Source organism: Streptomyces sp. NPDC090021 (assembly GCF_044748225.1).
Classification (GTDB): domain Bacteria; phylum Actinomycetota; class Actinomycetes; order Streptomycetales; family Streptomycetaceae; genus Streptomyces.
This window is the reverse complement of the sequence record NZ_JBIVFO010000011.1, coordinates 144906-164333: the sequence shown is the minus strand read 5'-3', so window position 1 is coordinate 164333 and position 19428 is coordinate 144906. Positions and strand designations below refer to the sequence as shown.

Below are 19428 nucleotides of genomic sequence, written 5' to 3'. Positions count from 1 at the left end.
TGATCCGATGCTGACCCGATCCGCCACCTACCCCGACCGGGAGACCGCGCAGTGGGCCACCCAGCAGGTGGTGACTGCCAACGAGCAGGTCATCCACCGCTGGCTCGCCCAGGGAACGCGGGCCCGGCTCACCATCGAGGCCGCTTGGCCGTCGCGCGAGGAGCCCGTCGGCCGGGTGCAGTTGGAGGCGATGCTCCTCGCCGGGCAGGGGCCCGTCGACGTCCGCGCCGCCCGCGTCGTCCTGCGCCGCGAGGCGGACAGCCCGTACGGGTTCGTCGTCCAGACCACCGTCCCGTTCTACCTGTAGAGGCAACCGACCGTGCCCATGAAGCCCCTCGAACACGACCGGCGCTACGGCGAGCTCGATCAGGTCATGCGCTCCTACCTCGGCCGGCAGGGGGAGGACACGGCCGAGCGTCGCAGCCCTGCGTTGGACGCCTATCTGCGCCACACCTGGCACACCCGCCCCTGGGCGATCGCGGAGGCGGAACGCCAGCTGCGTGAGTACAGCCGCAATCCTCCGGGGCGCCTGCGGATCGACCTCGGTGAGTTCTACGCAGTCCCCGACGTCGGGATTCCGCAGGCCGCGATCGGCGACTGGCTGCTCGTGCTCGCCGACCACCTCAAGCAGAGCGTCGAGGACGGCGAGGTGCCACCGCCGATGACCCCGCAGACGCACTGGGAGTGGCACGCGAGGTTCCCGGAGACCGCCCAGCTGCTGGGCGGCTGGTTCTCGCAGGACATCGTCGACGAGTTCCCCGACCACAAGGCTGCGGTCGCGGACTACGCCGCCACCACCGATCCGCAGCTCGTGGCCCGGCTTGTCGGCGAGCTCCACGAGCTGATCGCCCTCCCGATGGACGAGGGCGAATACGCCCTGGCCGCAGCGGAACTCGGCATGGAGGTCAACCCGCCCGAGCCGTTCTCTTACGGGGCGTGGTTCCAGGCGGTGGCGACCAGCCTGGCCGGCGGCTGACCCGCCCCATACGCGCTTCCCCACGCCCCTGCCTCTCCTCGCGCCCCCCGCCCTGTCGGCTGCCGCCGGTTGTGACCCTGACGCGCCTGGGGGTGGGGCCGGGCTTTGGCTCCGCTCGCGCCCGCCTCGGCGTGGGCGCACTCTGGAGGGATAGGTGACCCCTGGAGGTGATGCACCATGGCCACGCTCGTCGGGTGGCATGTGGAGCTCGAATTCACCGAGGAGGGCCACCGCACCAGTGCGGCGGCCCTGGTACGGCTCGGGGACGGCTCCGAGATCAGGGCGCGGGGCTATGCCCTGCGTCACCCCTCCGACCCGGAGCAGATGAGGGTCGGGGAAGAGATCGCGGGTGCTCGTGCGCTCATGGATCTCTCGCAGCAGCTGTTGCAGAAGGCCCACTCGGAGATCGACGAGGCGACGGGCCGTCATTCCTACCCGCTCAACCGCTGAGCGGCGGGCGGACCACCGGCCCGCTGAGGGGCTCCTTCCGGAGCCGCTCAGCGGGTCCTGCTGCGGAACAGGACGGCCGCGAGGGCCACGGCCGCGGCCGTGATGCCCGCGCACCAGGCCAGGGCCGTCCAGGGGGCGCTTCCGGCGGGCTGCGCGAGGAGCAGGGCGCGCAGGGATTCGATCACCGGGGTGAGCGGCTGGTGCTCGGCGAAGCCGTGCAGCCAGCCGGGCATGGTCTCGATGGGGACGAAGGCGCTGGAGGGGTAGGGCAGGAACATCATCAGGAAGGTGAAGCCGCCCGCCGCCTCCGGCGTCTTCGCGAGCAGTCCGAGTGCGGCGGCCAGCCATGAGATCGCCGTGATGTACGTCAGCAGCAGGCCGGCCGCGGCGAGGAAGGCGGCCGGTCCGGCCTGGGGCCGGAAGCCGATGGCGAGGGAGACGGCGAGGACCAGGGTGGTGGAGAGCAGGTTGCGCAGGACCGAGGCGGTGACGTGTCCGGCCAGGACGGGGATGCCGCCGATGTCGAGGGTGCGGAAACGGTCGATGACGCCGGTGCGCATGTCGTCGGCGACGCTGACCGCGGTGGAGGCGGCGCCGAAGCCGGCGCAGAGCAGCATGGCGCCCGGGACCACGTACGTCACGTACTCCGTCCCGGTGTCGATGGCCCCGCCGAAGAAGTAGACGAAGATCAGCATCAGCATCACGGGCAGCATCAGCGCGGTGATCAGCGCGTCGGGCTGCCGGCTGCTGATGCGCAGGCTGCGGCCGGCCAGGGTGAGGGCGCTCACGGGCGTGGCGGTCATCGGTCGGCTCCCGTCAGGGTGAGGAACACGTCGTCGAGGCTGGCGGTGCGGACGGCGAAGCGGTCCACGGCGGTGCGCTCCGGATCGAGTTCGTCGAGCAGGGCGCGGACGTGGGCGGCGGTCCCGTCGGTGGCGACGCCGAGGGTGAGGTCGTCCGGGGCGAGGTGGACGGCGCGTGGGGCCAGGGCCTCGTAGGCGGCCTGCGTGGTGAGGGTGAGGTCCAGCCGGTGGCCCGCGACGCGCGCCTTGAGCTCGGCGGGCGTGCCCTCGGCGGCGATCCGTCCGTCGGCGAGGACGGCGACGCGGTCGGCGAGCCGGTCGGCCTCCTCCAGGTACTGGGTGGTGAGCAGCACGGTCGTGCCGTCGGCGCGCAGTTCCCGTACGAGTTCCCACAGGTCCTGGCGGCTGCGCGGGTCGAGTCCGGTGGTCGGCTCGTCGAGGAAGATGACCTCGGGCCGGGAGACGAGGCTCGCGGCGAGGTCGAGGCGGCGCCGCATGCCACCCGAGTACGTCCTGGCAGTGCGCGCGGCGGCGTCCGTGAGCCCGAACCGGGCGAGGAGCTCGTCGGCGCGGGCGCGGGCGGCGCGCGGGGAGAGGCCGCAGAGCCGGCCCATCATGCGGAGGGTTTCGGCGCCGGTCTGGAGTTCGTCGACGGCGGCGAACTGGCCGGTGAGGCTGATGCGTTCGCGGACGAGGGCCCGCTCGGTGACGGTGTGGTGGCCGGCGACGCGGGCGGTGCCCGCGTCGGGGCTGGTGAGGGTGGCGAGGATCCGGACGGTGGTGGTCTTTCCGGCGCCGTTGGGGCCGAGGAGGGCGAGGACGCTGCCGCGGGGGACGGCCAGGTCGATGCCGTCGAGGACGCGGAGGTCGCCGTAGGCCTTGGTCAGGCCGGTGGCGTGGATTCCGAGGGCGCCGGTGGCGTGCGTGGTCATGAGGGGGCGGTGCTCCCTTCCCGTCGCTGTCTTCTGCGTATGGCTTACGCTCTTCTGTGTAAGTAATACACAGAACTAGGATGGGGGTCAATCGAGGAGTGGGCGGTCATGGCGGACGAGGACGACGAAGGCACCGGTACCGGGCTTCCGGCGAGCCTGGAAATGGCCTGGGGCCTGCGCGAGCGGCCCGGAAAGGGGCCGCGCCCCACGCTCACGCTGCCGCGCATCGTGGAGAAGGCCGTGGCGCTGGCCGCGGGTGAAGGGATGGACGCCGTCTCCATGGGCCGGGTGGCCAAGGAGCTGGGCGTCTCGACGATGTCCCTCTACCGGTACGTCACGGCGAAGGAGGAGCTCCACATCCTCATGTCGGACGCGGGCGTCGGCGCCCCGCCGGCGCTGCCGCCGGAGGCGGAGGGGTGGGGCTGGCGCGAGCTGGTGACCGAGTGGGCGTACGCGCAGCGGGCCGTGCTGATGGCCAACCCCTGGATCCTGCGCATCCCGATCACCGGGGCACCGGTCAGCCCGAACCAGCTGGCCTGGATGGAGCGCGGGCTCGCGGCGCTGGCCGGCACGGCCCTGACCGAGGGCGAGAAGATCTCGACGATCATCCTGATCGGCGGTCTGGTCCGCAACGAGGCGACGATGGCGGCCGACATGATGGACGCCATCGTGAAGTCGGGTGTCTCACCGGACCGGGTCATGGGCCAGTACGTACGCACGCTGCGGCTGATGACCGGCCCGGACACCCACCCGGCGGTGACGCGGCTGCTGGAGTCGGACGCGTTCGCGGGCTCGGACGAGCCGGACTTCCAGTTCGGCTTCGGCCTGGGCCGGATCCTGGACGGACTGGCGGCGCTGGTGGCGGAGCGGGCGCCGGGCGGGGACTGAGAGGCGGGGCGGTGTCTCGGACCGCCGCGCGGCGGGTCGGCGGGTCGGCAGGGCGGCAGGGCGGTAGGGCGGTAGCGGGTCGCTCCCGTCGACGGTGTACGTCAGCGGCCGTACGGGCCCGCGTCGGCTGCGCCTGTGTCGGTCGGGCTCGCGTCCGCGTCGGTCGGGCCCGCGCCTGTGTCGGCCGGGCCCGCGCCTGTGTCGGCCGGGCCCGCGCCTGTGTCGGCCGGGCTCGTGTCGGCCCGGTCAGGTCCTCTCGTACGGTGAGGGAACCGGGAAGTACGCCTCCAGGAAGGCCGTGACGACCCGCTGCTGTTCGAGAGCCGTGACGGTGGCGCTCTCGTCGTCGGCCAGGCAGAACGCGTCCGGCCATCGGTCCCGGACCAGGTCGGGCAGTCGCTCGATCTCGTCGGCGCGGCCGGTGGAGACGTACGCGTGGGAGAGTTCGCCCGTGACGGCCCGGCCGTCCGCGAGGCCCAGGTGGGACGCGAGGGTGACCGGGGCGATGTCGGTGGCGCTGCGGAAGACCGAGCGGCTGGTGGCCGAGAGCAGACCGGGCAGCGTGTCCTCGACGTGGGCGAAGAGGGACCGGCTGAGCGGGTAGGGCGTGTGGGCCAGGATGCGCGGGTACGTGCGGCCGACGGCCTCCTCGACGGCCTGCCGGGTGGTCTTCTGCGAGGCGGTGAACACGTCGTCCGTGCCGTCCGGCGGACCCGGCGGCACGGCCCGCGAGTCGTGGAACACCTTGGGCAGGCCGGAGGGCAGGAAGTAGTTCTGGGGCTGCTGCGGGCGCCCGAGGAAGATGTCGTCGTTGAAGTAGAGGAAGTGCTCGGACAGGCCGGGTACGCGGTGCAGCCGGCTCTCGATGGCATGCGAATTGAACACCGGCCGGTGGCCGACCCCGGTGAAGAGGGCAGCGTGGTCGACGACGGTGATCCCGGGGTGGTCGACGGCCAGCCACGGCGGGAGCTGGTGGTCGGTGATCAGGAAGATGTGGCGGATCCAGGGCGCGTAGGCGGCGATGGAGCGCAGGCAGTAGCGGAGTTCGCCGCGGTCGCGGTAGCGGTGCTCGGCGTGGTCGACACCGGATCGCGCGCCGTCGCCCGTGCCGGCCGTGCCGCCCGCGTCGCCCGTGCCGGCCGCGTCGGCCGCCGCCGCGTCCCGGCGGCTTCTCCAGGCGGGGTCGGAGGCGTCCACCCAGGTGATCACCGCGTCGACGGGGAAGTCGATGTCGTGCGGGAACCGGCGGTCGAGAGCGTCGATCACCGGATAGTCGCGGCTGCCCACCCTGCGCGTGACGGTCGCCGTCAGGGAGGGGAGCCACCATCCGTAGGGGCACTCGCGCAGGGCCGCGACACCGCCGGTACCGGAGTCGGAGGGATCCCAGAACTCCAGGTCGCAGCCGTGGTCGGGGCCGTAGTAGAGGGTGCGGCCGGAGGTCACGGCGGGCATGAACAGCCGGACCCCCCTGACCTGCCGGTGCTGGTTCCCGTCGGCCGGACCGCCGCTCTGCCGGTGTTCGGCCTCCTTGGCCGCGACCGCGTCCGGCAGCGACTCGGCCAGCACCTCGCCGAGTTCCCGGCCGTCGCCCAGCAACTGCGCGTACACCGGCAGGCCCGCGCAGGCGTGGGCCCAGGCCTTGAGCGCGGCATCCCGGTCGCCCGGGGCGATCGCGACCCGGTGGGCCGAGCCGCCGTCGGGAACGAGCCCGTACGCGACGCCGCCCGCCTCCAGCGCCTCCGCCGCGATGCGCAGATTGGCCTCCCGTACGTCGGGCGGCAGCAGGTCGTCACGGACGTGGGCCAGCCGCCCGCGATACCGGATCACTCCGGGCAGAGCCTCCAGCAGTTCGTCCTCGCGGGACCGGGACGGCTCCCGGGGACCCGTCGCGGCGGTACGTTCCCGTTGCGCCGCGGTGGGCTGCCGGCCCACCAGCGAAGGGTGGCGCAGGGCGGCGCGGGCGACGCGGCGAAGGCCGGCCGGAAGCGGGATGCGGGGAAGGCCGCCCATCCTGTTGTCACCTCTCCGGGCCGCGTCGTTCCGGCCTGCCGCCGGGTTCACCCGAACTTTCCCCGCCGTTTGCCTTTCGCGCAAGCCCCGATGGTGTTGGTCACACGCCCCGACGGAGATCTCGTGCCCCGCCCCGCGGGCGGGCAGCCGCGAAAGTCCTCGGGGAGCGGGTGCCGGATCGCCCCCCCGACCGCCGCGATCAGCCGGGGGGCTCGTGCTCGGGGTGACCGGCCGCCGGCCGCCGGTCAGGCGGGCTGTTCCGGTGCGGTCGCCCTGATCACGGAGAAGACGCCGCCCTGGGGGTCGGCGAGGACGGCCATGCGGCCCGCCGCCATGTCGAAGGCCGGGGCCATGACGCTGCCTCCGGCGCGCACCGCGGCGGCCTGGATCTCGTCGACGTCGTCGACGTGGAAGTACGGCATCCAGTGCGGCGGCACGCCGTCCGGCAGCTTGGCGAGGTCCATCATCCCGCCGACGGCGCGGTCGCCGACCTTGAACTCGGTGTACTCGCCGGCGTCGGGCATCTGGGACCTGGCCGTGGTGACGGGGAGGATCGCGGTGTAGAAGGCGGCCGCGGCGGGGACGTCGCCGGTGTTCAGCTCGTTCCAGATCAGGGCGCCGTGCTCGTTGACGATGCCCGCGCCGTCGAAGGTGCCGGCCTGCCACAGGCCGACGGCGGCACCCGTCGGGTCGGTGATCACGGCCATCCGGCCGAGGTCCATGACGTCCATCGCGCCCATCATGACCGAACCGCCCGCGTCGGTGACCGACTTGAGGGTGGAGTCGATGGAGTCGGTGGCCAGGTACGTGGTCCACGCGGTCGGCGGCATCGGGTCGGGCACGGTCCCGTCCGGGTTGGATGCCTTCATGATGCCGGCGACGGGCTTGCCCTTGAGGAGGCAGACGGAGTATCCGCCCTGCTCGGCCGGCCCGACCTCGCCCTGCCAGCCGAAGAGGTCGCAGTAGAAGTCGAGGGCCGCCTGCTGGTCGGGGACCATCAGGTCGATCCAGCACGGGGTGCCGGGCTTGTAGGGGCCGTTCATGTCGGGCACGGATGCCTCCGCTGGTGGATGGGGGGAAGGACGCGCCGTCCCCTACCCGGCCCGTACGGCCCGAATCGACCCATTCGGGTGAAAATCGGCAGTGGTCCGTACGTGGTGCCGGACCCGCGCCGTTGATATCTTCTTTTGGAATCGTATATACGGCGACCCGGAGGCGGCCATGTCCAGAACGGTGATCGACCTCGATGACGACGCGCTCGCAGAGGCCGCACAGCTCCTCGGCACCACGACGAAGAAGGACACCGTCAACGCCGCACTCAGGGAGATCGCGGACCGCAGACGCCGGGCGGCGGCGATCGAGCGGATGCGGCAGATGGTGGACGAGGGCGAGATCGACTTCGCTGCGATCGGGCACGGCGACGCCGACGGTCCGGCCGACGGCAAGGGGCAGTCGGCCGCGTGAGCGATGACTTCCTCATCGACACGAGCGCGCTGGTGCGCTTCTACCAACGTCAGGTCGGACCCGAATGGGACCGGCTCGTCGAGTCCGGCCGTGTCGGGTTGTGCGAGCCGGTCCGGCAGGAGTTCCTGCGTGCGGTCGGCGGCCGGGCCGCGTACTACGAGGCCGACGACCTGCTCCGGGCCGTGTTCCCGTACTGGACCGCGCGGGACTCCGTATGGGCGGAGACGGAAGCCCTCCAGCGTCGGCTGGCGGACGCCGGTGCCCACCAGTGCGCGAGCCCTGTGGACCTGCTGGTGTCGGTCGTCGCGCAGCAGCACAAGCTGACCGTCCTGCACCAGGACGCCGACTTCGAGACCATCGCCGGGATCACGGGACAGCCCGTACGGCGCATCCTCGGCTGAAACGGCGCTGCCCCCCGGGCCGAAGGCCGGGGGGCAGCGCCGTCAGGTCGGTCAGAGCTTCTCGGGGGTGCGGATGCCCAGGAGGGACATGCCCTTCGAGAGGGTGCGGGCCGTCAGCTCGCACAGGAACAGGCGGTTCTCGCCCACGACGGGCTCCGGCTCCGGCTTCACGACCGGGCACTCGGTGTAGAACGTCGTGAACAGCGACGACAGCTGGTAGAGGTACGCCGCCACCTTGTGCGGGGCGTGCTCCGCGGCCGCCTCCGCGATCAGCTCGCCGAAGCCGTCGAGGTGCAGGCCCAGCGCCCGCTCGGCCGGGGCCAGCTCCAGCTCCGGGTGGGCGACCGGCTTGCGGTCACCCGCCCGGCGCAGGATCGACCGGATACGGGCGTACGCGTACTGCAGGTACACGGACGTGTCGCCGTTCAGCGAGACCATCTGGTCCAGGTCGAACTTGTAGTCGCGCGAGGCCGAGGTCGACAGGTCGGCGTACTTCACCGCGCCGATGCCGACGTACTGGCCGTTCTCGACGATCTCCGCCTCCGTCAGACCGACCTTCTCCGCCTTCTCCCGGACCACGGCCGTCGCCCGGTCCACGGCCTCGTCCAGCAGGTCCACCAGCCGGACCGTCTCGCCCTCACGGGTCTTGAACGGCTTGCCGTCCTTGCCGAGGACGGTGCCGAAGGCCAGCTGTACGGCCTTGACGTCCTCGTTCAGCCAGCCCGCCCGGCGCGCCGTCTCGAAGACCATCTTGAAGTGCAGCGACTGCCGCGCGTCGACCACGTAGATCAGCTCGGTGGCGCCGAGGTTGGTCACGCGGTCACGGATCGCCGACAGGTCGGTGGCCGCGTAGCCGAAGCCGCCGTCCGACTTCTGCACGATCAGCGGCGTCGGGTTGCCGTCCGGGCCCTTGATGTCCTCGAAGAACACGCACAGCGCACCGTTGGAGCGGACCGCGACGCCCGACTCCTCCAGCAGCTTGCACGTCTCGACCAGCATGTCGTTGTAACCGGACTCGCCGACCACGTCCGGGTCCTGGATGTCCATGTCCAGCTTGTTGAAGACGGAGTAGAAGTAGATCTTCGACTCGTCCACGAACCGCTGCCACAGGGCCAGCGTCTCCGGCTCGCCCGCCTGCAGGTCCACCACCCGCGCCCGGGCCCGCGTCTTGAACTCCGCGTCGGAGTCGAAGAGGGCGCGCGAGGCCTTGTAGAGGCGGTTGAGGTTGGACATGGCCTCCTCGCCGGAGGCCTGCTCGTCGCCGTCGCCGGACTTGTGGTCCAGCTCGTGCGGGTGCTCCAGCAGGTACTGGATGAGCATGCCGAACTGGGTGCCCCAGTCGCCGATGTGGTGGCGCCGGACCACCTTCTCGCCCGTGAACTCCAGGATCTCCACCATCGCCGCACCGATCACGGCGGACCGCAGGTGCCCGACGTGCATCTCCTTGGCGACGTTCGGCTGCGCGTAGTCGATCACCGTCGTGCCGGCGGACGCGTTCAGCGGGACGCCGAGCCGGTCGTCCGCCGCGCGCGCCGCCAGCGTCGAGATGATCGCCGTGTCCGCGACGGTGATGTTCAGGAAGCCGGGGCCCGAGACCTCGATCTCCTTGATCAGGTCACCGGTCGGGATGCCCTCGACCACGGTCGTGGCCAGCTCGCGCGGGTTGGCCTTGGCCTTCTTCGCGAGCGCCAGGATGCCGTTGGCCTGGAAGTCGGCCCGGTCGCTACGTCGCAGCAGCGGGTCGGCGCCACCGGCCTCCGGCAGCGCGGAGGCGAGGGCGTCGGCGACGCGCTGGTTGACGGACGAAGCGAGCGAAGGGACCGAGGCCATGAGCTGCCGTTCCTGTGAGGTTCTGTACCGGGGGTGGTGCTGGGGTGGTGCCGGGTGGTGCAGGGTGGTGCTGGGGGTCGTGCCAGGTGGTGCAGGGTGGTGCTGGAGGTCGTGCCAGGTGGTGCAGGGTGGTGCTGGAGGTCGTGCTCCGTCGGACTTGGGTCTTCCGACAAGTGCCGAGTATCCCACGCGGCCGCCATCCGTTTCTCGGGATATCACTGGGCGGAAGCAACCCCGGATCGGCCCGTTCCGTCTGGGAGAATGGCCGAAGCCAGCATTCGAGATAGAAGGACGTGTCGTGGCTCAGAGCGCGCAGAGCAGCACCGAGACCGACTGGGTCTCCCGTTTCGCGGACGAGGTCATCGCCGAGGCGGAGCGCCGAGCCCCGGGCAAAGCGGTCGTCGTCGCGTCCGGACTGTCCCCCTCCGGCCCGGTCCACCTGGGCAACCTCCGCGAGGTCATGACCCCGCACCTGGTGGCCGACGAGATCCGCCGCCGCGGCCACGAGGTCCGTCACCTCATCTCCTGGGACGACTACGACCGCTTCCGCAAGGTCCCCAAGGGCATCCCCGGCGTCACCGAGGAGTCGCACGCCCAGCACATCGGGCGCCCGCTGACCGCCGTCCCCGCCCCCGAGGGCTCCGCCTACCCGAACTGGGCCGAGCACTTCAAGGCCGCCATGGCCGAGTCCCTGGCCGAGCTCGGCGTCGAGTACGACCCGATCAGCCAGACCGAGCAGTACACCACCGGTGTCTACCGCGAGCAGATCCTGCACGCGATGAAGCACCGCGGCGACATCGACGCCGTCCTCGCCCAGTACCGCACCAAGGCCAAGCCCGGCGGCAAGAAGCCCCAGCAGAAGCAGGTCGACGCGGCCGAGCTGGAGGCCGCCGAGGGCTCCGGCGCCGCCGCCGAGGACGACGGCAGCGCCGGCGAGGGCGGCTACTTCCCGTACAAGCCGTACTGCGGCCAGTGCGGCAAGGACTTCACCAAGGTCACCTCGTACGACGACGACACCACCGAGATGACCTACGTCTGCACCGAGGACGAGTTCACCGAGACGGTCAAGCTCAGCGAGTTCAACCGCGGCAAGCTCGTCTGGAAGGTCGACTGGCCGATGCGCTGGGCGTTCGAGGGCGTGATCTTCGAGCCCTCCGGCGTCGACCACTCCTCGCCCGGCTCCTCCTTCCAGGTCGGCGGCCAGATCGTCCACATCTTCGGCGGCGAGCAGCCCATCGGCCCGATGTACGCGTTCGTCGGCATCAGCGGCATGGCCAAGATGTCCTCCAGCAAGGGCGGGGTCTTCACCCCCGGCGACGCCCTGCAGATCATGGAGCCGCAGCTCCTGCGCTGGCTCTACGCCCGCCGCAGGCCCAACCAGTCCTTCAAGATCGCCTTCGACCAGGAGATCCAGCGCCTCTACGACGAGTGGGACAAGCTGGAGGGCAAGGTCGCGGACGGCAGCGTGCTGCCCGCCGACGCCGCCGCCCACGCCCGCGCCGTACGCGTCGCCTCCCACGAGCTGCCGCGCACCCCGCGCCCGATGCCCTACCGCACCCTCGCGTCGGTCGTCGACATCACCGCCGGACACGACGAGCAGACCCTGCGCATCCTCTCCGACCTGGAGCCGGACAAGCCGCTCACCTCCCTCGACGAGGTACGGCCGCGCCTGGACCGCGCCGAGAACTGGATCACCACCCAGGTCCCGGCCGACCAGCGCACCCTCGTACGCGAGGACGCCGACACCGAGCTCCTGTCCTCCCTGGACGACGAGGGCCGCGAGTCCCTGCGCCTGCTCCTGGAAGGCCTCGACTCGCACTGGTCGCTCGACGGACTCACCACCCTCGTCTACGGCGTCCCGAAGGTCATGGCCGGCCTGGAGCCCGACGCCAAGCCCACCCCCGAGCTCAAGGTCGCGCAGCGCACCTTCTTCGCCCTGCTCTACCGGCTCCTCGTGACCCGGGAGACCGGGCCGCGGCTGCCCACGCTGCTGCTGGCGGTGGGTGCGGAGCGCGTGCGCAAGCTGCTCGCCGCCTGAGATCCCGCCACGGGCTGTGCCCGGGCACACGGAAGGGCACGCACCCCTCGGGGTGCGTGCCCTTCCGCATCACGTACACGTACATGTACACGTACCTGCCCGCCCGCTACGCAGGCTCGGCCTCCCGGTCCTTGTGGTGCTGCTGCCGGAACGACGGGATCATCCGCCGCAGGAGCGAACCACTGCGCGGGTGCGTCACGCCATAACGGTCCGCCAGCACTATGTCGAGGGCCTCGGCGCTCGGATAGTCCTGCGTCTCCTCGGCCAGCGCACAGAACACCTTGTACGCGATCTGCGTGAACTCGACCTCGTCCGGGGACTCCGCCTCCGGCACCTGCTCCGGAAGGTACCCGTCCACAGCCGCCTCGTGACGCGGCTCGGGAACCGGGAGCTGCTGCGCCTGCTGCTCGTCCGGGCCCATCGGGGGCAGGACCGGAGTCGGCTCCAGCCCCTCGACGTACTGCGGGTTGTAGCCGCCCTCGTAGGCGGCCTGCGGCGCCTTCGGCCCGGCGAACCAGGCGCTGTTGTGGGCCGCGGGCATCGCCGTCGGGTCCACCGCGAACGCCGGCGGGATGTGGGCGGCCGCCGCCTGCGCGACCTGCTGGCCCTGGGCGACCTGCTGAGCTTGCGCGGCCTGCTGGGCCTGCGCGGCCTGTTGGGCCTGCTGAAGCTGCTGCGGCTGCGGGAGCTGCTGGGCCTGCGCACCCTGCGCACCCTGCCCGTCCCACTCCTGGCCGCCCGTCGCCGGGGCCTCCAGGGCCGGAGCCGGAGCCGCGACCTGCTGCTCCAGCGGCGGCAGTACCGCCGGGTCGATCCCGGTCGCCGCCAGCGCGTCCGGCGCCGTCTGCGACAGCGGGACACCGATCCGGGCCAGCTTCAGCGGCATCAGAGCCTCCACCGGCGCCTTCTGCCGCCAGAAACGCCCGTACCGCGCCTGCAGCCGCGCCTGGTAGATCAGCCGGTCCTGTTCCATGCCGATCGCCTGCTCGTAGGAGCGCAGCTCCCACAGCTTCATCCGGCGCCACAGCTTGAACGTGGGCAGCGGCGACAGCAGCCACCGGGTGATGCGCACGCCCTCCATGTGCCGGTCCGCCGTGATGTCCGCGATCCGGCCCACCGCGTGCCGGGCGGCCTCCACCGTCACCACGAACAGGATCGGGATCACGGCGTGCATGCCCACACCGAGCGGATCCGGCCACGACGCGGCGCCGTTGAACGCGATCGTCGCCGCCGTCAGCAGCCACGCCGTCTGACGCAGCAGGGGGAAGGGGATCCGCAGCCAGGTCAGCAGCAGGTCCAGTGCCAGGAGGACACAGATACCGGCGTCGATGCCTATCGGGAACACCAGGGAGAAGCTGCCGAAGCCCTTCTTCTCCGCCAGCTCGCGCACGGCGGCGTACGAGCCCGCGAAGCCGATGCCCGCGATGACGACGGCTCCGGCGACCACGACACCGATGAGTATTCGGTGCGTACGAGTCAGCTGCATCGCGGCCACCCGCGATCCCCTCCCCTTGTCGAGCACAAACCGAGCGCTGAGCGACGAGTGCCGAGCGCGCTGCGCGGCGAGCGCTTACCGAGCCCTTACAAGCTGCGGCAGGCACAGCGTACGGGTGACTGGAAGTCAGCGTTCCAGGAGGCCCCGACCTGCCGCCGCCGCTACTGCGGCTGGGGGGACTGCGGCTCCTCCGCCGGCTTGCCGGCACCCGCCACCGAGCCCACGGCCTCCTTCGCCGCGGTGAGCGCGTCCTGCAGCAGCTTCGCCTGGTCCGGGGCGCCGGCGCCCTCGTAGGCGGCACCGTTGTAGTCGAGCGTGATCACCACGTTCTGGGTGCGCGCCACGATCGTCGTGTTGAAGAAGTCGACGTCCTTCTTGACCGAGTAGACGATCGACGTGCCCTGGTCGCCCAGGCCCTCCACGGCCTCGGCCTTCACGTTCTGCGCGCCCTCGGTGGCCTTCGCCCCCTCGACCTGCTTGCCGTACTGCTCCTCGGCCCGCTTGTTGGCGCTGCCGAGCGAGGCGTGCGAGTCGGTGCGGAAGAAGGAGAGGGAGAGCCAGCGGTACTGCGAGCCCTTCAAGCCGTCCTCGTCCAGGCCGTTCCAGGAGCAGCTGGCGCGGGTGGCCAGGTCGTTCGACTTGGTCGCCGTGCCGTTCTTGTCCTTCGCCTCCGGGACGAGGGTGTCTATCGTGCCCGTCTGGATCGCCTTGCAGGGGTCCGGGAGGGTGGCGAAGGCCGCCTTCTCCAGCTCCGGCTTGGGCTTCTTCTCGCCGGGCTTCGCGGAAGCGGACGAACCGGACTTCGTGTCGCCCTTGGGGGCCGACTCCTTGTCCGAGTCGGAGGAACACCCGGCCACGGTGAGGATCACCGGGACGGCTGCGCAGGCGAGAACGCGGGTGAGGCGCGAGGCTGATCGGTGCATGGTTCCTTCAGTGCTTCGGGGTCTTCTTCGGACGCGGGGCCCGGTCAACGGTAGCCCGATCGGGTGGTCGACTGCTGTGCGCGCCGTCACGCCCGGGCGTGGCGCACCCGGCTCACTCGTTGAACCGCTCGGCGAGAGCCTGCGCCAACTGCACTGCCTTTTCCTGGGTTTCACCGCTCGGCGGGACGGTGCCGGGCAGGGTCGGCTGCACGCTGTACTCGACGTTGACGATGACATTGGAGGTACGGAAGACGATCCGGACGGTGCGCGACTGTGCGGCCGTCGCTCCGGCCGGGCTCAGCTTGTCGTCCAGGAACGCCTCGTTGCCGAGCCCTTCCAGGATGCGGGATCCGAGTTCGGGCTGGGTGGACGGACTCGCGCCGGGGGCGGCTGTCCCCGCGGCCGGTGCTCCGGCCTCGGGTGCTCCGGTCGGCGGTGTGCCGTTCGCGGGCGGTGCGGCGGTCGGGGGCGTGGAGGGGACGGGGTTCCCGGGGGCGGGGTTGGCGGGGTTGGTGGCGCCCGGGCTGGGGGGCGTGGCCGGGCCCGGGAAGGGCAGGTGCGCGTCGGTGAGCAGGCGTACGTAGACCTGCTTCGCCTTGTCGTCGTCGCTGGCGGCGGCCCGGTCGTAGGAGACGACGCGCTCGAAGCCGACCGACAGCAGCCGGGTCTCCTCCGGGGTCTGCGCGGTCCAGCGGCAGCCGACGTGCCGGTCGCCGTCGTACGAGGTGTCGGCGGTGCCCGCGTACAACTGGTCGCGCTGTTCGGGGGTGAGGCTGTCCGGCGCGGGGAGCATGGCCTTCAGCTTCTTGCTGTCGGCGGCCGCCCTGCAGGGTGAGGGCAGGCTGCGGTACTTGCCCGGCTGTGCGGGCGCGGCGGAACTGCCGCCCGCCTTCGCGTCGCTGGTGCTGCCCCCGGTGCTCCCGCCGGTGCATCCGGTCAGGCCGGCCGCGCCGGCCGCGAGCGCGGTGAGCATCGCGATGCCGGGCAGGACTCGCCGTACCGCTGTGCGCTGCACGTCCACTGGCTCCCTTCGACCCGCGGACCCCCGCCGGTCAGGAAAATGCGTTGCCGCGACTTGCGTGCGGCTGGACACAATGTCTATCGCACACGCTGGTGCTGGCGCCGGTCCCCTGTCGTATTTGGGATCAAAAGCGAGGCTTTTGCGCATTCTCACCTTTCTGTTGGTTTCGGGGGATTGATTCCTTATGTCGTTCGTAGAGGTACCGGGGGCCCAGGTCCCGATCAGGATGTGGACCGACCCGGCGTCGGTCGAGGCCGGCGCGATGCAGCAGCTCCACAACGTCGCCACCCTGCCGTGGATCAAGGGCCTGGCCGTCATGCCGGACGTCCACTACGGCAAGGGGGCCACGGTCGGCTCGGTGATCGCCATGAAGGACGCGGTCTGCCCGGCGGCGGTGGGCGTGGACATCGGCTGCGGCATGTCCGCGGTGAGGACCTCCCTGACGGCGAACGACCTCCCGGGCGACCTCTCCAGGCTCCGCTCGAAGATCGAGCAGGCGATTCCGGTGGGGATGGGCCTCCACAAGGAGGCGGTGGACCCGTCGCGGCTCTACGGCTTCTCGGCGGAGGGGTACGAGGACCTGTGGAAGCGGTTCGACCACCTCACCGACGCGGTCAAATTCCGTCAGGAACGTGCCACGAAGCAGATCGGAACGCTCGGATCCGGAAATCACTTCATCGAGTTCTGTCTCGATGAGTCAGGCTCGGTCTGGTTGATGCTGCATTCCGGCTCCCGGAACATCGGCAACGAGCTCGCGGCGCACCACATCGGCGTGGCCCGGGGCCTCGCGCACAACCAGAACCTGGTCGACCGTGACCTGGCGGTCTTCCTTGCGGCGACGCCCGAGATGGAGGCGTACCGCAACGACCTCTTCTGGGCTCAGGAGTACGCCAAGTACAACCGTGCGGCGATGATGAGTCTCTTCAAGGAGGTCGTCCGGAAGGAGTTCCGGAAGGCGAAGGTCTCCTTCGACCGCGAGATCAGCTGCCACCACAACTACGTGGCGGAGGAGCGGTACGACGGCATGGACCTGCTGGTCACCCGCAAGGGCGCGATCCGCGCAGGCAGCGGTGACTACGGGATCATCCCCGGCTCGATGGGCACGGGCTCGTACATAGTGAAGGGGCTCGGCAACGAGAAGTCCTTCAATTCGGCCTCGCACGGCGCGGGCCGGAAGATGAGCCGGACCGCGGCGAAGAAGCAGTTCTCGGCGCGCGATCTGGCGGAGCAGACGAAGGGCGTCGAGTGCCGCAAGGACGCGGGCGTCGTGGACGAGATCCCGGGCGCGTACAAGTCGATCGAGCAGGTCATCGACCAGCAGACCGACCTCGTCCAGGTCGTGGCCAAGCTCAAGCAGGTCATCTGCGTCAAGGGCTGAGGCCCGGCGCGAATGTCGGGGGAGCGGAGGGGCCCGGACCGGTGCAGACCGGTCCGGGCCCCTCCGCGTGGTTCAGCCCTCGTCGCCGTCGAGGAGGAAGTCCACCGAGAGCTCCACGGAGACCCCGAGGGATTCGGGGAGCGGGACGGAGGCACCCCGCTTGAAGGCCTTGCGGAGGCGGTAGGCGCCGTTGCGGGGGTCCGTGTGGAGGACGACCTCGTCGTGGTGGCGGTCGGCGATGACGTAGACGGGAACTCCGGCCCTGGCGTAGCTCTCGACCTTGATGCCGATGTCGTCCGACCAGTTCGAGGAGGTGACCTCGACGATCAGGCGGAAGGCGTCGGGGGAGTAGCAGTTGTAGGCGGTCCGGGTGCGTTTGTAGTCCGCCTCGACCAGGGCGAAGTCGGGGATGGCGAAGTCGTCCGGCCCGGTCGGCAGCGCGATGCCGATGGTCTGGAGGTACTTCAGTCCGGCCTTTCTGGCTCCGGCTGCCGCGAACTCCTCGATGAGCCACGTGAGCGTCTCCGAGTGCGCTCCGTCGGCGGGTGGTGTCACGGTGAGCCTCCCCTGGAGGATTTCCACTCGGTGTCCGGGAAGCTCCTTGGAGAGTCGATCGGCGGCTTGCGCGATCGTGGTCTCGTGCTGCATCACGGCCATAGCTTCCTCCCTCTGGGGGCCCACGCTTTCGGATCGTAGCCGCGCCCGCCGACGTACCGCGCGCATTCACCCGTACGGGCCTCGGCGGAGCCGAGAGGACAACTCCGGTCTGGTGCGGGAGGGTTGACCGGACCGCGCGCGGGCCGCCGGTCTGGTCGAGGCCGGCGGCCGTGCGGTCGCGCCTGAGGAGGGCCGCAGGCGCCTAGAGCTCGCGGTGGACCTTGGTGTTCGAGGCCTGGGCGCGGGGGCGGACGACCAGGAGGTCGATGTTGACGTGGCTGGGGCGGGTGACGGCCCAGGTGATGGTGTCGGCCACGTCGTCGGCGGTCAGGGGCTCGGCGACGCCCGCGTAGACCTTGGCCGCCTTCTCCGTGTCACCGCGGAAGCGGGTTGTCGCGAACTCCTCCGTCCGGACCATGCCGGGGGCGATCTCGATGACGCGTACGGGTTGGCCGACGATCTCCAGGCGGAGGGTCTCGGCGAGGACGCGGGCGCCGTTCTTGGCGGCGACGTAGCCGGCGCCGCCCTCGTACGTGGCGTGGCCGGCGGTGGAGGAGAGGACCACCACCGTGCCGTCACCGGAGGCGGTGAGGGCGGGCAGCAGGGCCTGGGTGACGTGGAGCGTGCCGATGACGTTGACCTCGTACATGGTGCGCCAGTCGGCGGGGTCGCCGGTGGCGACGGGCTCGGCGCCGATGGCACCGCCGGCGTTGTTGACGAGGACGTCGCAGCGGTCGAGGGAGGCGGCGAGGGCGTCGACGGCGCCGCGGTCGGTCACGTCGAGGGCGTGGGCGGTCGCGGAGTGGCCGGCCTCGGTGAGCTCCGCGGCGAGGGCTTCGATGCGGTCCTTGCGGCGGGCGGTGAGGACGACGTGGTAGCCGGCGGCGGCGAGCATGCGGGCGGTGGCCGCGCCGATGCCGCTGCTCGCACCGGTGACTACGGCGGTTCGGGTGGCGGCCGTGCTCATGTGCGGGCTCCTCGGTCGTTCGTACGGGCGATTACCCGCCAGCATAGGCGCGGCCGGGCGGCTCAGCGGCCGCGCGGGGCATACATGATCACGGCCATTCCGGCGAGGCAGACGAGGGCGCCGACGACGTCCCAGCGGTCCGGGCGGTAGCCGTCGGCGACGGCGCCCCAGGCGAGGGAGCCGGCGACGAAGACCCCGCCGTAGGCGGCGAGGACCCGGGCGAAGTCGCCCTGGGGCTGGAGGGTGGCGACGAAGCCGTAGAGGCCGAGGGCGATCACGCCGGCGCCGATCCAGGCCCAGCCCTTGTGTTCGCGTACGCCCTGCCAGACGAGCCAGGCGCCGCCGATCTCCAGGAGGGCGGCGAGGGCGAAGAGGGCGACGGAGCGGGCGATCAGCATGGCTCAAAGGTACGCAGGGCGGATGGGGGTGGGCGCGCCCTCATTCGTGTGATGGTCCGACTTGCCGGGGCCGGTGGGGGCTAGCCTCCGCGCGAGACGCGAGGAGGAGGTGGTGGCGGTGCGCCGTGTCGCCGTACGGAGTGTGGTGGTGGCGGGGTTGCTGGCGTTCGGGGCGGGTGTGCCCGGGCCGGCTCAGGCATGGGGTGCGGGGTGGGCCGGGCCGGAGGCAGACGTCTCGTACCACGGCCGGGTGGCCCTGTCGGGGTCGCAGTTGAGGGTCTGGCTGGTCCCGGAGAACGACGGGCCGGCCGCGCTGCCGAACGCGACGCTGCGGGTGCGGCTGTCGGCGGACCTGGCGGACCGGCAGCGGCTGCCGGAGGGCTGTGCGCGGGCGGGGCTGCGCGAGGTGGTGTGTGAGACGGGGCCGTTGCCGCTGCGCGGGCGGGGCCGGCACCTGGGGCTGGCGCTGGAGCTGCGGGAGCGGGTGCCGGAGGTGGTGGTGCGGGTGGACACGTGGTGGAACGGCGGTGCGACGGACCGGAACCACGCGAACGACGATCACGCGGTGCTGGCCCTGGACACCGGGGACGCCTACGCCTTCTAGCCGGTCCCTGACCGGGCCGTGGCCGGGGTCGGGGTCGGGGTCGGGCCGTGGCCGGGTCCGGGCTGTCTGCCCGGAGCCCGGCCAGGGCCTGGATTCCGGCCCGAGCCCGGGTTTCGGCCCGAGCCCGGGTTTCGGCCCGAGCCCGGGTTTCGGCCCGAGCCCGGGTTTCGGCCCGAGCCCGGGTTTCGGCCCG

The 19428-nt window shown here is 71.4% G+C and carries 20 protein-coding genes; 9 read left to right on the top strand and 11 right to left on the bottom strand.

The window, feature by feature from the left end; all coding sequences use genetic code 11:
* Positions 1–7 precede the first annotated feature (7 nt).
* The 3 genes from ACIPXC_RS11445 (at position 8) to ACIPXC_RS11435 (ending at position 1426) form a co-directional block, all read left to right on the top strand.
* Positions 8–307: an RNase A-like domain-containing protein gene (locus tag ACIPXC_RS11445; RefSeq protein ID WP_030851862.1), complete on the top strand. Its 300-nt coding sequence runs from the start codon at positions 8–10 to the stop codon at positions 305–307.
* Between the two features lie 12 nt (positions 308–319).
* Positions 320–976, top strand: coding sequence for a contact-dependent growth inhibition system immunity protein (locus tag ACIPXC_RS11440; RefSeq protein ID WP_401615836.1), 657 nt, complete (start codon positions 320–322; stop codon positions 974–976).
* Between the two features lie 177 nt (positions 977–1153).
* On the top strand, positions 1154–1426 hold the full coding sequence (locus ACIPXC_RS11435; protein WP_030851867.1) for a DUF1876 domain-containing protein: 273 nt from the start codon (positions 1154–1156) through the stop codon (positions 1424–1426).
* Positions 1427–1473: 47 nt separating this feature from the next.
* Here ACIPXC_RS11435 and ACIPXC_RS11430 read toward each other — a convergent pair whose 3' ends face one another.
* Positions 1474–2229 carry an ABC transporter permease gene (locus ACIPXC_RS11430; protein ID WP_401615834.1) on the bottom strand — a complete coding sequence of 252 codons (756 nt, stop codon included), beginning with the start codon at positions 2227–2229 and terminating at the stop codon, positions 1474–1476.
* Positions 2226–3161, bottom strand: coding sequence for an ATP-binding cassette domain-containing protein (locus ACIPXC_RS11425; RefSeq protein ID WP_401615832.1), 936 nt, complete (start codon positions 3159–3161; stop codon positions 2226–2228). The genes ACIPXC_RS11430 and ACIPXC_RS11425 overlap by 4 nt, the downstream gene beginning before the upstream one ends.
* Positions 3162–3269: 108 nt before the next feature.
* Here ACIPXC_RS11425 and ACIPXC_RS11420 point away from each other — a divergent pair, with 108 nt between their 5' ends.
* Positions 3270–4049, top strand: a complete 780-nt coding sequence (locus ACIPXC_RS11420; protein WP_401615830.1) for a TetR/AcrR family transcriptional regulator — start codon at positions 3270–3272, stop codon at positions 4047–4049.
* Between the two features lie 246 nt (positions 4050–4295).
* On the opposite strand, the gene ACIPXC_RS11415 is transcribed toward ACIPXC_RS11420, so the two are convergent.
* A complete protein-coding gene (locus ACIPXC_RS11415) occupies positions 4296–6059 on the bottom strand; it encodes a stealth family protein (RefSeq protein WP_401615829.1) in 1764 nt (587 codons plus the stop codon).
* 245 nt (positions 6060–6304) lie between these two features.
* Positions 6305–7102 (bottom strand): VOC family protein, encoded by a 798-nt coding sequence (locus tag ACIPXC_RS11410; protein ID WP_401615892.1) that lies wholly within the window; start codon positions 7100–7102, stop codon positions 6305–6307.
* Positions 7103–7280: 178 nt separating this feature from the next.
* Between ACIPXC_RS11410 and ACIPXC_RS11405 the strand changes: the two genes are divergently transcribed.
* The gene (locus tag ACIPXC_RS11405) at positions 7281–7523 is read left to right on the top strand and encodes a type II toxin-antitoxin system VapB family antitoxin (protein ID WP_401615827.1); all 243 of its coding nucleotides are present in this window, start codon (positions 7281–7283) and stop codon (positions 7521–7523) included.
* A complete protein-coding gene (locus ACIPXC_RS11400) occupies positions 7520–7924 on the top strand; it encodes a PIN domain nuclease (RefSeq protein ID WP_401615825.1) in 405 nt (134 codons plus the stop codon). The genes ACIPXC_RS11405 and ACIPXC_RS11400 overlap by 4 nt, the downstream gene beginning before the upstream one ends.
* A gap of 51 nt (positions 7925–7975) precedes the next feature.
* On the opposite strand, the gene argS is transcribed toward ACIPXC_RS11400, so the two are convergent.
* The gene (gene argS, locus ACIPXC_RS11395) at positions 7976–9754 is read right to left on the bottom strand and encodes an arginine--tRNA ligase (protein ID WP_401615823.1); all 1779 of its coding nucleotides are present in this window, start codon (positions 9752–9754) and stop codon (positions 7976–7978) included.
* Between the two features lie 298 nt (positions 9755–10052).
* Between argS and lysS the strand changes: the two genes are divergently transcribed.
* The gene (gene lysS / locus ACIPXC_RS11390; protein ID WP_401615821.1) at positions 10053–11792 is read left to right on the top strand and encodes a lysine--tRNA ligase; all 1740 of its coding nucleotides are present in this window, start codon (positions 10053–10055) and stop codon (positions 11790–11792) included.
* A gap of 106 nt (positions 11793–11898) precedes the next feature.
* Here the strand turns inward: lysS and ACIPXC_RS11385 are convergent, their stop codons facing one another.
* From ACIPXC_RS11385 to ACIPXC_RS11375, 3 genes are all read right to left on the bottom strand, one after another.
* The gene (locus ACIPXC_RS11385) at positions 11899–13287 is read right to left on the bottom strand and encodes a DUF2637 domain-containing protein (RefSeq protein ID WP_401615820.1); all 1389 of its coding nucleotides are present in this window, start codon (positions 13285–13287) and stop codon (positions 11899–11901) included.
* Positions 13288–13448: 161 nt separating this feature from the next.
* Positions 13449–14210, bottom strand: coding sequence for a DUF3558 family protein (locus tag ACIPXC_RS11380; protein ID WP_401615818.1), 762 nt, complete (start codon positions 14208–14210; stop codon positions 13449–13451).
* A gap of 112 nt (positions 14211–14322) precedes the next feature.
* Positions 14323–15225, bottom strand: coding sequence for a DUF3558 domain-containing protein (locus ACIPXC_RS11375; protein ID WP_401615816.1), 903 nt, complete (start codon positions 15223–15225; stop codon positions 14323–14325).
* A gap of 190 nt (positions 15226–15415) precedes the next feature.
* On the opposite strand from ACIPXC_RS11375, the gene ACIPXC_RS11370 reads away from it, so the two are divergent.
* Complete coding sequence (locus ACIPXC_RS11370; protein WP_401615814.1) at positions 15416–16609, top strand: RtcB family protein; 1194 nt, start codon at positions 15416–15418, stop codon at positions 16607–16609.
* A 72-nt stretch (positions 16610–16681) separates the two neighbouring features.
* Here the strand turns inward: ACIPXC_RS11370 and ACIPXC_RS11365 are convergent, their stop codons facing one another.
* The 3 genes from ACIPXC_RS11365 to ACIPXC_RS11355 all read right to left on the bottom strand — a co-directional run bounded on the left by ACIPXC_RS11365 (position 16682) and on the right by ACIPXC_RS11355 (position 18631).
* Complete coding sequence (locus tag ACIPXC_RS11365) at positions 16682–17266, bottom strand: Uma2 family endonuclease (RefSeq protein WP_401615812.1); 585 nt, start codon at positions 17264–17266, stop codon at positions 16682–16684.
* Between the two features lie 202 nt (positions 17267–17468).
* Positions 17469–18233, bottom strand: coding sequence for an SDR family NAD(P)-dependent oxidoreductase (locus ACIPXC_RS11360; protein ID WP_401615811.1), 765 nt, complete (start codon positions 18231–18233; stop codon positions 17469–17471).
* A gap of 62 nt (positions 18234–18295) precedes the next feature.
* Positions 18296–18631, bottom strand: coding sequence for a YnfA family protein (locus ACIPXC_RS11355; protein WP_401615809.1), 336 nt, complete (start codon positions 18629–18631; stop codon positions 18296–18298).
* Between the two features lie 112 nt (positions 18632–18743).
* On the opposite strand from ACIPXC_RS11355, the gene ACIPXC_RS11350 reads away from it, so the two are divergent.
* Positions 18744–19235 (top strand): hypothetical protein, encoded by a 492-nt coding sequence (locus ACIPXC_RS11350; protein ID WP_401615807.1) that lies wholly within the window; start codon positions 18744–18746, stop codon positions 19233–19235.
* Positions 19236–19428 lie beyond the last annotated feature (193 nt).